Source organism: Kocuria sp. CPCC 204721 (genome assembly GCF_040980945.1).
GTDB lineage: Bacteria > Actinomycetota > Actinomycetes > Actinomycetales > Micrococcaceae > Kocuria > Kocuria marina.
This window is the reverse complement of the sequence record NZ_JAVKPO010000002.1, coordinates 154992-169653: the sequence shown is the minus strand read 5'-3', so window position 1 is coordinate 169653 and position 14662 is coordinate 154992. Positions and strand designations below refer to the sequence as shown.

6 protein-coding genes are annotated in these 14662 nt (G+C 65.6%); 4 read left to right on the top strand and 2 right to left on the bottom strand.

Annotated elements, in window-relative coordinates:
* The first annotated feature begins 55 nt into the window (after positions 1-55).
* The 4 genes from RF637_RS03415 to RF637_RS03400 all read left to right on the top strand — a co-directional run bounded on the left by RF637_RS03415 (position 56) and on the right by RF637_RS03400 (position 12250).
* Entirely contained in the window at positions 56-2293 is a 2238-nt protein-coding gene (locus tag RF637_RS03415) for a glycosyltransferase (RefSeq protein ID WP_368844149.1), read from the top strand.
* Between the two features lie 80 nt (positions 2294-2373).
* Positions 2374-7668: a heparinase II/III family protein gene (locus RF637_RS03410; protein WP_368844148.1), complete on the top strand. Its 5295-nt coding sequence runs from the start codon at positions 2374-2376 to the stop codon at positions 7666-7668.
* Complete coding sequence (locus tag RF637_RS03405; RefSeq protein ID WP_368844147.1) at positions 7665-9404, top strand: hypothetical protein; 1740 nt, start codon at positions 7665-7667, stop codon at positions 9402-9404. The genes RF637_RS03410 and RF637_RS03405 overlap by 4 nt, the downstream gene beginning before the upstream one ends.
* Positions 9404-12250, top strand: coding sequence for a hypothetical protein (locus RF637_RS03400; protein WP_368844146.1), 2847 nt, complete (start codon positions 9404-9406; stop codon positions 12248-12250). The genes RF637_RS03405 and RF637_RS03400 overlap by 1 nt, the downstream gene beginning before the upstream one ends.
* Before the next feature lie 82 nt (positions 12251-12332).
* On the opposite strand, the gene RF637_RS03395 is transcribed toward RF637_RS03400, so the two are convergent.
* Both RF637_RS03395 and RF637_RS03390 read right to left on the bottom strand, forming a co-directional pair.
* Positions 12333-13196, bottom strand: a complete 864-nt coding sequence (locus RF637_RS03395; protein WP_368844145.1) for a hypothetical protein — start codon at positions 13194-13196, stop codon at positions 12333-12335.
* A gap of 82 nt (positions 13197-13278) precedes the next feature.
* Complete coding sequence (locus RF637_RS03390; protein WP_368844144.1) at positions 13279-14628, bottom strand: UDP-glucose/GDP-mannose dehydrogenase family protein; 1350 nt, start codon at positions 14626-14628, stop codon at positions 13279-13281.
* Positions 14629-14662 lie beyond the last annotated feature (34 nt).

Below are 14662 nucleotides of genomic sequence, written 5' to 3'. Positions count from 1 at the left end.
CGGCCCGCAGCAATCCGGTCTTTCACTCTGTGCCCCCCCAGCGCAAGGATCCCCCATGCCGTACCTGTCCAGCATCACCATCCGTCGAGCCGCTTGGCGCGCCCGTGCGAGGACCGCCGCCGCGCTGGCTCCTGCGGGGCATTCCCTGGTGCGCCAGGATCGCGTCGAGGCGGCCGAACGCGCCGCGCAGGGCGTGCAGCGGCAGCACGAGCAGCGCATTCAGGACCTTTTCGAGCGTTCGGAACGGGAACGGGCGGCGGGGGACGCCCAAGCAGCGTCGGAGCACCTGCGCGTCCTACTGCTTGCAGACGCGGGCAACGCCAAAGGATGGCATCTCTACGCCCTGCGCCTGTTGGAGGCTGGCGCTTACGATGCTGCGTTCGAGGCGCTGAAGAATGCGCTGGCGGTCAATGCCGGCAACCTGGACGCCCTGGAACTGCTGGTGGATGCCGGCTCGCGGCAACCACACCGCCGGGCCGCAGTGGACCGGGCGTTGGCAGAGCTCACGGCGGTGCTGCAGGAACGGCCCGAGCTGCACCGGCGCTGGCTTGATTTCGCCATTCCCTTGAAACGGGTGGACACGTTGGGCGTCCTGGAGCATAGCCCGGATCGGGTCACGCGGGCTATCGTGGCGCTTTGGCGTGCAGACATGGCTCGCGAGCTGGGCGATTTCCCCGGCGACCAGCGCGAAGTCCGCAAACCGGAATGGCTGACGGAGGATGAATTCCTGGTCGCACAATTGCTCTACGCGCTGCAGCGGGGGCGCCGGACTCGGGCGCTGGCCCTGCTCCGCATGGTTCCAGATCGGGCGGTCTCCCGGTGGAGCCTGCGCCAGGCTATCCGCCGTGCTCTACGTGCCAACCAGTTCAAGGGCGCTCTGCGGCTGCTACGGGAATACCGCCGCTTGGAACCGGAAGATGGCTGGGCGGCCGCGCAGGAAGTTAAACTTCAAAGATCCGTGTCCCCAACGAACTACCAACTGGCACGGCAGGGATTTCCGTTCCCCCCGCGGCAGGCATCCCCGCTCTACATTCCTGTGACGGACCGCGTGTTCTACCTCTTGCACAATTCCCTGCCCTACCATTCGGCTGGCTACAGCACGCGCACCCACGGTCTGCTCACCGGTCTGCGAGGTCGGGGCTGGGACGTGCGGGGCATCACCCGCCTGGGCTACCCCTATGACATGCCCAACATGGCGGATCTGGGGGGGATCGGTGCCGTTGACGTGGTGGACGGTGTGCCGTACCACCGGCTCAGCACCACCCCGGGAATCGAGAAGAAGAGTCCCATCACTGAGTACGTGGACCGCTACGTGGGGGAATTGACCCGGGTGGCCCGAAAACAGCGCCCTGCGGTGATCCACGGCGCCTCCAACCACTGGAACGGGCTGGCTGCGGTGAGCGCGGCCAACCGGCTGGGCCTCCCGTCCGTATACGAGGTCCGCGGCCTGTGGGAGGTCACCCGTGGTTCCCGGGACCCCGAATGGGCCAAGGGCGGCATGTACCGCTTCATGGCGCGCATGGAGGCCGACGCCGCCGCGCACGCCACCCACGTGCTCGCCATCACCAACGCACTGAAGGACGAACTGGTGGCTCGAGGTGTGGACGCGGAGAAGATCACTGTGGTGCCCAATGCCGTGGACGCGGACCGGTTCACGCCGGCGGCGCGGGACACGCAGCTGGAGGAGGCTCTGGGCGTTCGAGGGAAGACCGTCATCGGGTACATCGGTTCTGTGCTGGACTACGAGGGCCTCGAATTGCTGATCGACGCGGCGGACGTGATGCATACCCGGCGTGAAGATTTCACGGTACTCATCGTGGGGGACGGGGCGGAACTAGAGAAGTTCCAGGACCTGGTCCGGGAGCGGGAACTGGAGGACTTCGTCCGGTTCACCGGCCGGGTTCCCCATGAACAGGTGGAGCGTTACTACTCGCTGGTGGACATCGCCCCCTTCCCACGTCTGCCATTGCCCGTCTGCGAAATGGTCTCCCCGCTCAAGCCTTTCGAGGCCCTAGCCATGGGCAAGGCGGTTGTGGCGTCGGACGTGGCCGCGCTGGCCGAGATTATCGAGCCCGGAGTGAATGGGCTGCTGCATCGTAAGGGGGATACGGAGGATCTCGTCCGCCACCTGGAGGTGCTGCTGGAGGATCCGTCCCTGCGGGCCAAACTCGCCCGGCAAGGTCGGGAATGGGTGCGGGAGAACCGTCAATGGTCGGACATGGCAGAAATTGTGTCGGGCATTTATCAAGAACTCGGTGCTGAGGCGTCCCAGGTCCGGGAAGCGGCGAACTAATGGAACACACGCCCTCTGAGATCATGGAAAACGCTATGGATGCCGATGGTTACGGGTCCCACACGCCGGTAGATGAGGCTGTGAGTTCCCGACAGTGCATAGGTGCGGGATTCGTCCGCACGGAGGACTACGAGGAACGGGCCCGGTCCGTGATGTCGGGAACGCTGCGATTGGCGCCACACGAACCGTGGCGAACCACACGGGTGACGGACTGGACGGCGAATCCTTTTTCCTCCCGCAACTGGCAGTTTCAGCACCACACCCTGCGCTGGCTGTCCCCGGTACGCTTCCTGGCGGCCGACGGCGATGAGGCGGCTCGCGACTTCTGGTTCCTAGTGGTCCAGGACTGGGTGGCCAACAACGCCCCGGAGAACCCCCCGTCCGCATTCTCATGGGTGGACATGGCTGACGGGCTACGCGCCCAGGAGCTGGTGTTCGGCTGGCCCTTGGCCGCTAATGACGCCGAGCGCGAGCTGCTGATCACGACCCTGTGCACCCACGGGCAGTGGCTCGCGGAGGAATCCCACCAGGCCACCGGCAACCACGCGCTGCACCAGAACATCGGCCTGTTCGTGCTGGCGAGTTTCCTGCGGGCGCACGACTGGCAGCGTCTGGCGGTGTCACGGATGGAGGCGCTCTTCCTGCGCTCCTTCGACCAGATGGGAGCCAATGACGAGGGCTCGCCCGACTACCACCGCATGAACCTCGCATGGTGGCGCTCGGCCTGGGACCGGGTGGCCCTGGAGGGAATGGAGGTTCCGGCCGCGGTAGCAAGTACCTTGTCCCGCGCCGCCACGTTCCTGGCGCACCTGACCCGTCCGGACGGTACCCTGGTTCCCCTGGGCGACACCCAGCTCAAACAGGTGACCGCAGACGGGTGGCCGGAACTGGAGTACGTTGCCTCGCTCGGTGACGCTGGCGAGCCTCCTCGGACCACTGTGGTCGCGGCTCCCAACGGATACGTCCTGGGACGCTCCGGATGGGGCGATGACGAACGGTCGTTCTCAGAACACAGTCACTACAGCATGCGGTACGGCAACCACCTCTCCTCGCATCAGCATGAAGACCGTGGTTCCCTCACCTTCTTCACCGGTGGACAGGATTGGCTGACCGATCCGGGGTCCTACATGTACGAACCCAAGGATCCGTTCCGTAAGTACCTGCGCTCGCGTGAAGCCCACAACCTGGTGACCGTGGACGACCGTCCTTATAACCCGGACGTGCGGGTGTGGCTCAAAGCGTGCAGCACGTCCGACCTTGCCCACGACTTCACGGTCCAGGACCCCGGGTACCGCGGCGTGGTGATCACGCGGCGTGTGGTGTACCTACCGCCTCTGGACCTGCTGGTGGTCCTGGACTCGGTGAGCGCGGACACATCCATCATCACGCGGCAGCGGTGGCACACCGAACCCGGTGTCAAACCCCGGTACCGAGATTCCGCGTTGGAGCTGCAGAAACGTGACGGATCCAGATTCACCGTTCAATGGCTGGGTGAGGGCATGCGTCCTCGTGTGCACTACGGGGACGACAGATCTGTCTGCGAATGGGTGTCCCGCAAGTGGGGCCGGAAGGAACCCGCTGCCGGTTTCGAGGTTTCGCGGACTGGCAGAACGGCGTTCTACGCCACAATCATGGGGGATTCCACCCGTGATGCCTGGGCTGTGGTGTCCAGCCGGGCCAAGCCGGAGGGTACCTGGCTGCGTGTCACACGCTTCGGTCTTGTGTGGGAGATCAGCATCGACGATGAAGGAGTCCGGGCCACCTTGGACCAGAATTACGAACCCGGTCCCGGCCATTCCTCGTCCGCCGGGCGAGCTGCGGATGCCGTGGCTCTGGCCGGTGTCCAGGAGCGCCTGGGGAACCTGGAGCAGCAATGGGCCACGGCGAGTTCGCGAGCTACGGAATTCACGGAATCCGTGAGCGCGCTTCAGAAGCAATTCACCGTCATGGTGGACAATGCCCTGGCGGCAGAACGCACCCGAGAACTGAAACGCACGGCAGCATTGCTGAGCCTGCTGCCCCAGGGAACGGACCCGCATCCAATTCTGGGTGGCCTTACGCTGGCGGAGGTGGCACCGCACATCGAGGACCCGCTGTACCTCCACGAATTGTGGAGCACCCACGGTGAAGAGGTACCGCTCAACTTAGGTCGCCGGCGTCATCTGGCTCGCGAGCTGTATCAGCGGGGGTTCTACTCCCGCAGCCTGGAAGTCCTTAAGGGTCTCGCCGCCCTGACGGGCAAGGACAACGATCTGCAGATCGTACGGGTCCGGGAATCGGAACTGACCATGATGCGGGGCGCGGTGGAGCTGGTGGTGCCTGCAGTTCAGGACTTCACTGCCCACACGGGACGCATCCTGCATGTAGTGGGCAAAGCGTTGCCGGAAACCCAGACCGGATACACCCTGCGTACTCACTATCTTGCCACGGCCCAGGTGGAGCGAGGCTACGACGTCCACGTGATGCGCCAGGCCGGGGCTGTGACCACACCGCACGACGCCGCCACGGTAGACCTGGACGAGGTTACCTATCACCTACCGGAGGGACCGGTCCGGGGTTCGGTGCTCTGGGACGAATGGCTGCAGGCCAACGTTGACGCACTGCACCGTCTCGTGGCGGACATCCGCCCCAGTGTGCTGCACTGCCACTCCGACTTCATCAACCAGATGGTCGCAAGACCGGTGGCTCGTGCATTCGGGATACCGCTGGTGTACGAGAGCCGGGGCTTCTGGGAGGAGTCGTGGCTCTCCCGGATCGAAACCACCGTCGGCCGTGCTCTGGATGCCGACTACCGCCGATACGGGATGCCCGAGGCATACACCCTGCGGCAGGCTCGGGAGGACCAGGCCCGAGCGGAAAGCGACCGGGTAACCACGCTTGCGGATGTCATGAAGGAGCACATCGTGGCGCGCGGGCTGGATGACGACCGCGTCTGCGTGGCACCCAACGGTGTGGCGCCCTCGGAGTTCCCCGTGGTGGAGGTGAACTGCGATCTGAAGAGTCGGCTGGAAATCCCGGCGGAGGCCCCGGTCATCGGCTACATCACGTCCGTGGTCGAATATGAAGGCATCGACACGCTGGTCAGGGCGTTCGCGCGGTTGCGCGCGACTGGCGAGGACGTCTGGCTGCTGATCGTGGGAGACGGCCCCGTCCGTGCCTCACTGGTAGAACTTGCACGGGACCTGGGTGTGGGAGATCGTGCGGTCTTCACCGGCCGGGTACCCCACGAGGATGTTCTCGAGTACTACAGCGTGATCGACCTCTTCGTGGTTCCTCGGAAGAACCGAACCGTGTGTCGGCTCGTCACGCCGCTCAAGCCGTTCGAGGCTTTTTCCACCGGGCGCACCGTGATTCTCTCGGACGTCGACGCCTTGCGGGAGATCGCCCAGGACTCCGGGGCCGCGGAACTGTTCGAGGCCGACAATGCGGACTCCCTGGCCGGTCTGCTGCACGACCTGCTCGCAGATCCGGATCGTCGAGCAGATCTTGCGACCCGGGGCGCGCAGTGGGCGCGCGAGTTCCGGTCGTGGGATGCCATTGCGGGTCGCTACGACGCCCCGTACACGGCACTGGGGGTGTGCCGCTTCAGAAGCCTGGACGAAGATCCCCACCAGCTGACCACGCCCGCGGAAGCTGCCCAGCGACGAGCCAACTCTCCGGTGTCGAACCGTGCGAGTGCCGTGAAGTTGCTGCAGCTCCACGGTGCCGACGGCATTCCGACGGGAGCTGGTGCGGCCCGCGCGACCATGACAACCGGGTGGTCGGCCTACGGATTCGATCCCGTCCCGATGAGCCTCCCCGTGGAGTGGGAGGCCATGGGTCCGGAGGACCGGTCCTGGCGAATGCACCTCCACTGCTGGGAGTTCATGCACGCCCCCCTGAGTCAGTGGGCAGAAACGGGCGACGAGAACTACCTGCAGTGGTGCGTGGACAGGGCCCTGTCATGGGCCGGGCAGTTTCCGCACATCACTGACTCGGCCACCATGGCCTGGTACGACATGGCGATCGCCTACCGGACCATGGTGCTGGTCACCCTGCTTCGCGCGGCGTCGGTGTCCACTGCAATGACGAACGAGCAGTACCGGGCGCTGCTGGAGCTGTCGCTGCGCCACCGCGATGCGCACTGGGCGGAGACGTCGTTCAACCCGCGCAACAACCACGGGTACTACGCCGCGGTAAGTCAGATCGTCCTGGGTCGAGAACTTGCGGACCTGCCCGGAATGACGGCCCTGCGCCACCAGGGTGAAGAGCGGCTGCGTGTCATGACCAGGGGTCAGTTCCTGCCCGACGGCGGGCACAGCGAGCACTCGCCCGATTACCACCGGATGCTGCTGGAGGGTTTCGATGCAGCCCTTGCGGCAGACCTGATCGAGGACCCGGCGGTCGCCCGGGTCATCACCAGCGCGGCGAATGCTCTCGGTTGGATGGTGCAACCGGATGGATGCCTGGTGCAGTTCGGTGACTCCGCGCAGAGGGCGATGGTGGGCAAGGGTCTGCGCTCGTCGTCCGACACGACACAGTGGGTGCTCTCGGCTGGGCGGCAGGGCCGTCCTGCCGAAGAGACGATGTTGGCTCTGCCGCAGACGGGTTATGTCTTCGTGCGTGAACCGGCCCCTGCCACCCCCGAACAGTTTCGGGAGAGCTCGTACCTGGCGTTCACCTCCGCCTTCCACTCCAGAGCGCACAAGCACTGCGACGACAACACCATGGTGTGGTTCGAAGCGGGTCAGCAGATCCTGGTGGATGGCGGAAGGTACCGCTACGGCGACCTGCTGCCGAGTGATTCACCCCTGCGCACGGAGGGGTTCTACTACGCGGATCCCATGCGCCAGTTCATGGAGTCGTGCCAGGCCCACTCCACCGTGAGCCTGGACTCCGCGTTGCACGACCGGCGGCGGAACCCCCACGGGTCAGGCATCATCTCCAGCCGCCGCTCTACTGACGGCTCTTACGTCATCGAGGCCACCACCCCGCACAAGACGTGGACCCACGACCGGGGGGTGCGCTTTGCACCCGGTCGGGAACTAGAGGTCGTGGATCGCGTCTCGTGCCGCGACGCCGAGGGACACGACATGTTCCTGTGGTGGCACGTGGACGGATCTCTGGAGCTGACCCGATCGGCCACGGAGCTCGTCTTCTCCAGTGCACGGTGGCCGGACCGCTTCCTGAAGATGTCGTTCGACGGCGGGGACGACATGAGCGTCGTCCGTGGCAGCCACGACCCCCTCGGAGGGTGGCGCTCTCGAAAGGATCGCACCACTGAGGAGTCCTGGAGTGTGCGGGTTCGCATTCCCATGGCAGTGGAGCAACGCGTCGTCACGTCCATGCTCATGGTTCCGCGCACTGCGGACAGCGGAAAGGAACAGGGCCAGTGAACGTCAATTTCGTGGTGGTCGCCAAGAACGCCGGTGCTGCAGAGCATCTGGAGAGACGGGTCCTCGCGGCCGTGGATTATCTCGTGGAGATCTATGGGCCAGCGAACGACCACGTGGAGCGGCGAGGCAACGCCTGGCTCTACAACGCTGACCGAACGGGGGGCACCTGGCGGGTCCCCACATGGTTCGAGAATGCAGGGGTGCGCTACGGCGTCACCCAGCCCCCCGTTCCCACGGATCAGACGGTGACGCTGGATTCCTACGCGTCAGTTGTCCACCACAAGGTGTGGCGGGAGGGAGATCTCCGTGAGCTGTTGATGAACCATTCCGGGTATGCAGTTGACGGCACGGGGCGCGTGCGCGTGTGGACCGATTTCGTGGGAATGGCCCGTTGCTACTCGGTGGAGTCCGAGGACTGGATTGCTTTCGGCAACCACATCGGCAGTCTGGCGTTCTTCCGCGATTCCCTGCTGCAGCTCCACCGCGAATCCCTGGAGCTGTTCGCCAATTTCGGCTGGTTTATGGATGACCTGTCCCCGTTCCAGGGCATCACCAGGGTGGGCCGGGCAACGATCATCGACGTCGATGAGAGCGGGCACCCCAGCCGTCACTGCTATGAACCGCTCACGGACCTCGTGGGGACCCGTGGAGTTCGGGCGGACTTCCGGCCCGTTGTGGAGTCTTCGCGCACCGCAGCGGCCAACCTGGACCTCCTCAGTATGCGGACACCCACCGTCTACCTCAGCGGTGGCCGGGACTCACGCATGTCCGCTTCCCTATGGCTCTCGGGCGGGGGCAACGCCAACGTGGTAACGCTGGGAAATCTGCCCGGCGAGGTGGAGATCGCCGAGAAGCTGATCCGGATCTTCCGCTCGCTTCCGGGAATGGACCAGCAGGAGGTCTCCCACCGGATAGCGGTCAATAAACCAGCGGAGCTGACCATGACGCTGGGCCAGCGCCTGCGGGTGGCCCACGCCATGTGGGACGGCGATGCCGCACCCACCAACATCAGACGGAACGTGGTTCCGCCGTCCTCCACCATCGCGCTGTCCATCGGCGGCTCCAATGGCGAAGTGGCCCGTTCCTTCCTGTACGCCGCCAAAGAACTGGAAGCCGTCGAATACGGGGACCAGGAGCCTCTGCGTCGGCTGCTGAACTCCTACACTCCCCGGCACGTCACACCGGAAGCCGGTAAAACTGTGAATGCCTTCCTGGAACGCCAGCAACAGGCCCTGTTCGTCCCGGGGGTGAGCGGCCTGGTGGGCATGGATGTGTTCTACTTCACGCAGAAGCTTCGTCGGTGGAGCAACCAGCAGATCCTGTCGACCTCGGCTCTTCTGCTCGGCTCTCACGCCTTCGTGCGGTCCTCCTACGACCTGACCGCGGAGGAACGCGTCAGTGGCGCCGCCCCGGTCCGGGTGACGCGCATGGCGATCCCCGAATGGACGGCCCCTCCGTACCACAAGGCCACGGCACAGGAGGCTCAGGTGGTGACGCGCAACGGATTGCGTATCTGGTTGACGGACCGCGAGGAGTTCCAGGAATACATGCAGAACCCCACGGTGTGGGCCGAGTACCTCAGTACCAGGAGCATGAAGCGCTACCTGGATCTGGTGCATACCGGGGAAGCAACCCGTGCTCACGAGTCCTGGTTCCAGCGCGCCGTGTGGCTGGACTCCCTGGAGACACACCGGCAGCGGTTGAATGCTCGCCTGGCCGGAGTGGGGATCCGGTGATGGAGCTCGAAGGCATTACACGGGAACTGACCGAAGGCCATTCTCTGCTGGGGGCTCTTCGCCGCCAGGACGCGATCCTGCGTCCGCGCTCCACCGATGCGGCCGCAGCCGCAGCCCTTCACCGAGGAGTAGTGGTGCTGAATAAGAAGGAGTGGACCCAGTTCTCGCCCGAGACGTGGGACGCGGCAGTCCCGACAGCGGATCGAGGGGCGCGTCTAGAAGTGGCCACGCTTCGCTTTCTGGACCCGTTGCGTCGCTGCGGCGCGGGGCACGACGAGAATCTGCATCTCGATCTCTGGCTACGATTCGTGCGGACGTGGATCACTCACCGTGCAGCTGAGGGGGACCTCGCCCGGGCGGTTGTTCCGGCGTCCCAGCGTGCCCTGGTCCTCGCCTCGGGTGCAGAGGCCTTCTGGCCCACCCCCCACGAGTGTCCTGCGGAGGTAGCGGCTCTTCTGGACGCCGAAGTCACCCTGCTGTTGGCAGCACTTCCGACCGTGCGACCGCAGACCGTGATTACTGCGATGGTTCGGGCTCTGGCGGCTGCTTCTCAGACCCCGCGCGCCCACGAGCACATCGCAGCGTTGCTCCACGCGTTCGACGAGGCGCACCGGCCCGGAGACCTGATGCAGAACGGGACCGTGAGGGGCACCATCGAGGCTACGAAGGAGTGGGACACTTTCAGGCGCGCAGTCGGCGCCGCATGGGGCATCGCTCTGGAGCCGGCATTCCACGTGGACTCGGTACTGTCCAAGTTCCGAGTCCACGCCACTCGCCCCGATGGCTGCCTGCACCCCGCCGGGGGAGACGGCGGGCCCATCACGTGGGGTCCGACGGAGGCGCACACACCTGAGGAACGCTACGCAGCCACCCAGAGCAACGCCGGAGAAGCAAGCGACGAGCTGCTCTACTCGCACCCCGCCGGTTGGCTGTTCGCACGCAGCGGCTGGGGCGAGACGGAGCGGTCTTTCCAGCAGGAGACCTACCTCTCCCTCCGGTTCGGGGCTCTGGAGTCCCCTGGAAGACACCATGACAACACTGCCCTGACCTTCGCCTCGCAAGGTGTCACCTGGTTGGACGACCATTTTTCGACTGCCCCTGAATGGGTCGGACGCGATCACCACAGCTGCGTCGAGATCCAGGGCAGGTACCGAACGCACTCACAGGCTGAACTCGCGCGGACGAGAGACACCGCTCAGTGCTACGACTTCTGGTTGCGCGACGAAGCCTATCGACCCGTGGCCCTCACCCGCCGCGTCGTCTACTCCAAATCCGGGGATTTCGCCGTGGTCATCGACCAGGTACGGAGCAGAGATCCCCATGAGGGGTACCAGCGCTGGATGGTTCCCCCGGGGTGCCGGGTGGAGCGGTCGGGAGAAGGAGTTGTCCTGCGCAAAGGGGAGCAAGCCTGCCACCTCGTGTGGCTGTCCCAGCCCGCACCGTCGGTGATGGTGGAGAGCATCGCCAGTGCGGAGGGAGAGCCCTGGACCCGGCTGAGCGTGGGGTTTAGCGGTCGATCGTCCCGCCTGATCACCGCGCTCGTACCCGCAGAGGCCACCGAGACCATCACCTGCACCCGGCAACCTGCACCGGACGGGGCGGTGAGTGTCATCGTTTGTCGCCCCCGTCACGAGGAGCAGCTGGTGGTCCGCGCCGAGGGGTCAGGGATCGGTGGCGTGACCGATGCGCCCGAGGAGCTGGCCGAGCGGGTGGCCAATGACGTTGCAACCGGGGGAATGACGCCTGAGGAGCAGCGCGTACTGCGGCTGCATACACGGGCAGCCATCGAGCGGGTGAAGTCCCAGCTGTGGGAAGGACCACCCACTCGTGAGCAGCGTCGGGCAGCCCTGCGCGAACTCGTCGGCACCGCGGCAGAGCTAGGCATCCGGGGAACCCGAGATCATGGGATGGGGGCCGCCATGATTGACGTTGCCGGAACGGACCTGCTGGAGGAGGTGGAGCGGCACCCCCTGACCTCCGGACGGAAGCGGATCCCCCTCATCTCCTGGGAGGTCGAGAACCCCCTCCAGCACCAGCGGTATGACGCCACGGTGAGAACGTTCCGGAACGAACCGGCCACCGTCGATGCGCGCTCGGAGCGGCAGATCCTGAGCTTCGACCTCGGTCAGATCACCCTTCCCATGCTGCTCAGCCGGGTGTCACGGGGCACCACGTTGAACGTCATGTTCCACGGCGCCACCGACCGGGGACGCAATTCGCTGCCTCGTTTCGAAAGGCTGCGTTCTATGGAGGCGATGAGCACGGGGCCGACCCTTTTCGTCTCGGACCCCTGCCTGGACATGGATGCCACGCAGATCCTCACCTGGTACATGGGCCACGAGCACTTGAACCTGCACGAGTTCATCGCGCGCCAGGCGGAACACCTTGCCGAGCAGCTCGGGTGCGACCGCATCCTGTTCGTCGGGAACTCGGGTGGCGGGTTCACGTCCCTCCAGGTGGCTTCCTACGCGCCCCGCAGCGGCGTCGTGACGTTCAATCCCCAGATCCAGATCGACCACTACATACCGCGGGTTGCACGGGTGGCCCAGGAGGTGGTGTTCGGGGAAAGCAGCGTCTCGCACGATCCTGACCTGAGACCGCGAACGGATGTAATAGCGCGCTATCAGGAAATCGATTTCTCCAGACGGGTGTACATCGTGCAGAACACGGGTGACGAGATGCACCACGATCGCCACTATTTGCCGTTTCGGGAGGCTTTCAAAGCATCACCCTTCCCGGAGAACCTGCATTCCGTCACCCCGTACCTGGGGCCCGGGCACCAGGTGCCCCCGCCGGACGAGTACATGTCCCACGTTCATGAAGGCGCCCGTTTCATCTGGCCGTGATCCGTATGGCGTTCACGGCCGCACGGAACAGCACCTGAACTCCGGACACCCCGCTTCCGACGGCACCGGGGTCACCCGCCAGTTACCGAGCCGAGAGACTTCCCGGTTCGGGGCGTGAATTCAAAATTGCCAGAGTTCGCGGTTTGGGGAGGGGGTTGTGGTTCATCTCCGGGTCGAAATAGTGGTGGAGCATGATGTCACCGCAACGGTCCGGGTTTTCGCGCATGAACTCCAGGAAGAGCGGGTACTGAATGTCCCTGTCGTATGGGGAGGCCATGTTGACGTGATATTCGATCCGCAGCCCCTGGGCGCGTCGTAGCAGGTAGTTCAGGGCATTGGTGCGCTGAGGCCACGACCTGCGAACGTCAGCGGCGAGACGGCCACCGAAGTGCTGCCCCAGGACCTCGGTCACGAACTGGGGGTACCATCGCGTCCAGTCGAACTGGGCATTATTGACGACAGCCCGCGCTCGGGGGTCCCCGCACAGTTGGAATAGCGCGGCAAACCCTCCCGCGGACGAGCCGTAGTACGTGCGGTGCTCGGGGCTCCGCACTCCCAGCAGGACACTGATGCGGCGCACGGCGCCCGCCACACTGGAGCCCATCCACAGGGGAGGAGCGGTCTGGAACCAGTTCAAGGCCAGAGCATTCGGCCCCACCGTGCCCGGGTCACAGACGTAGATCTGGTGGCTGCGAATCTCCTGCCACCAGCTCGAGCGTTGGAAGATGGGCCGGCCCTGCGACCGACGCAGGTCAACGGCGCCGTTGTTGAGGACGGTCAACCGGGAAGAATCCGCGCGCCGCACCACCAGCATCGGCACGAGAACGCCCTGAATCTCCACGTCGACGCGCACGGGGGTGTCCACGCCGAATGCTGTGCCCGGGAAATTCGACAGGTCCTCGTAGGCCACCTGGATCATTTCGCTGCCGGGTTCTAACCAGTTCATGGGTCACCTTGGGGGGAGATGGGAAAGCAGGGCGGACAGGGCTGGAACAGAGGCAGCATCACCTGCCTGGAGCAGCGCCTACTCAGCTGCCGCGCCGCCCCAGCGCCACATACCGCCACCCGGCGTCCTGCCACGCCGCAGGGTCCAGCACATTCCGCCCGTCGATGACCGTCGGCTTCGCCACCAGCGAGGCAATACGGCGCGGGTCCACGTCCCGGAACTCCCGCCACTCGGTGAGCAGCAGAGTCACCTGCGCGCCGGTCACGGCGGCGTCGAGCGAGTCCACGTAGTCCAGGCGGGGGTAGCGCTGGGCGGCGTTGGCGTTGGCTTGGGGGTCGTAGAGGCGCACGTCCGCGCCCATCGAGTGCAGCCGGGCGGCGATGTCCAGGGCGGGGGAGTCCCGGACGTCGTCGGACTCGGGCTTGAACGCCGCGCCGAGCACGGCAATCTGCGTGCCGTTCAGGGAACCACCGCATTCCTGGACGGCCAGCTGCACGGTGTATTCGCGCCGCCGCAGGTTGATGTCGTCCACCTCGGCCAGGAACCGCAGGGACTGGTCCAGACCCAGCTCGGAGGCGCGGGCGCGCAGCGCGCGGATGTCCTTGGGGAGGCACCCGCCACCGAATCCCACGCCGGCGTTGAGGAACTTGCGACCAATGCGCTCGTCCAACCCGATCGCGTCCGCGAGCGTACGGATGTCCCCGCCCACGGTCTCGGTGATCTCGGACAGCGCGTTGATGAAGCTGATCTTGGTGGCCAGGAAGCTGTTGGCCGCGACCTTCACGAGCTCCGCGGTCGCGTAGTCGGTCACGATGAACGGGATCCCCGCCTCGAGCTGGTGCGCGTACACCTCACGCAGCACGGCCTCGGCGGCCTGCGCCGCGGAGGTGGGGCGACCGGCGTCGTCGTATTCGAGACCCAGGACCATACGGTCGGGACGCAGGGTGTCCTCCACCGCGTGACCTTCGCGCAGGAACTCGGGGTTCCACACGAGGCTCACGCGCGTGCCCGAGGGCGCCGAGGTCAGGGCCAGTTCCTGTAACCGGGCCGCCGAGCCCACGGGAACCGTGGACTTGCCGGCGATCACGCAGTCGTGCGTGGCGGCGCGGGAGATCTGCTCCACGGCCGAGTCCACGTAGGTCATGTCCGCGGCGTGGCCGTTGCGCTTCTGGGGCGTTCCCACCCCGATGAAGTGCACGTCCCCGAAGGCGCCGGCCTCCTCGTAGGACGTGGTGAAGCGCACCGCGCCCGTGGCCACGTGCTTGCGCAGCAGCTCGGGCAGCCCCGGCTCGTGGAAGGGCACCTGCCCGGCGGAGAGTAGATCGATCTTGGCCTGGTCCACGTCCACGCCGAGCACCTCGTGACCGAGCTCGGCCATGGCCACCGCGTGCGTGGCACCGAGGTATCCGGTGCCGATGACTGTCATGCGCATGAAGAGACCGTGATCCTTCCGTTCGAGGCGAGAG

What these genes read in the sequence shown, in the direction of transcription:
- RF637_RS03415 (WP_368844149.1), top strand. Translation starts at nt 56, where the DNA reads ATGCCGTACCTGTCCAGCATCACCATCCGTCGAGCCGCTTGGCGCGCC.
- RF637_RS03400 (WP_368844146.1), top strand. Translation starts at nt 9,404, where the DNA reads ATGGAGCTCGAAGGCATTACACGGGAACTGACCGAAGGCCATTCTCTG.
- RF637_RS03395 (WP_368844145.1), bottom strand. Translation starts at nt 13,196, where the DNA reads ATGAACTGGTTAGAACCCGGCAGCGAAATGATCCAGGTGGCCTACGAG.
- RF637_RS03390 (WP_368844144.1), bottom strand. Translation starts at nt 14,628, where the DNA reads ATGCGCATGACAGTCATCGGCACCGGATACCTCGGTGCCACGCACGCG.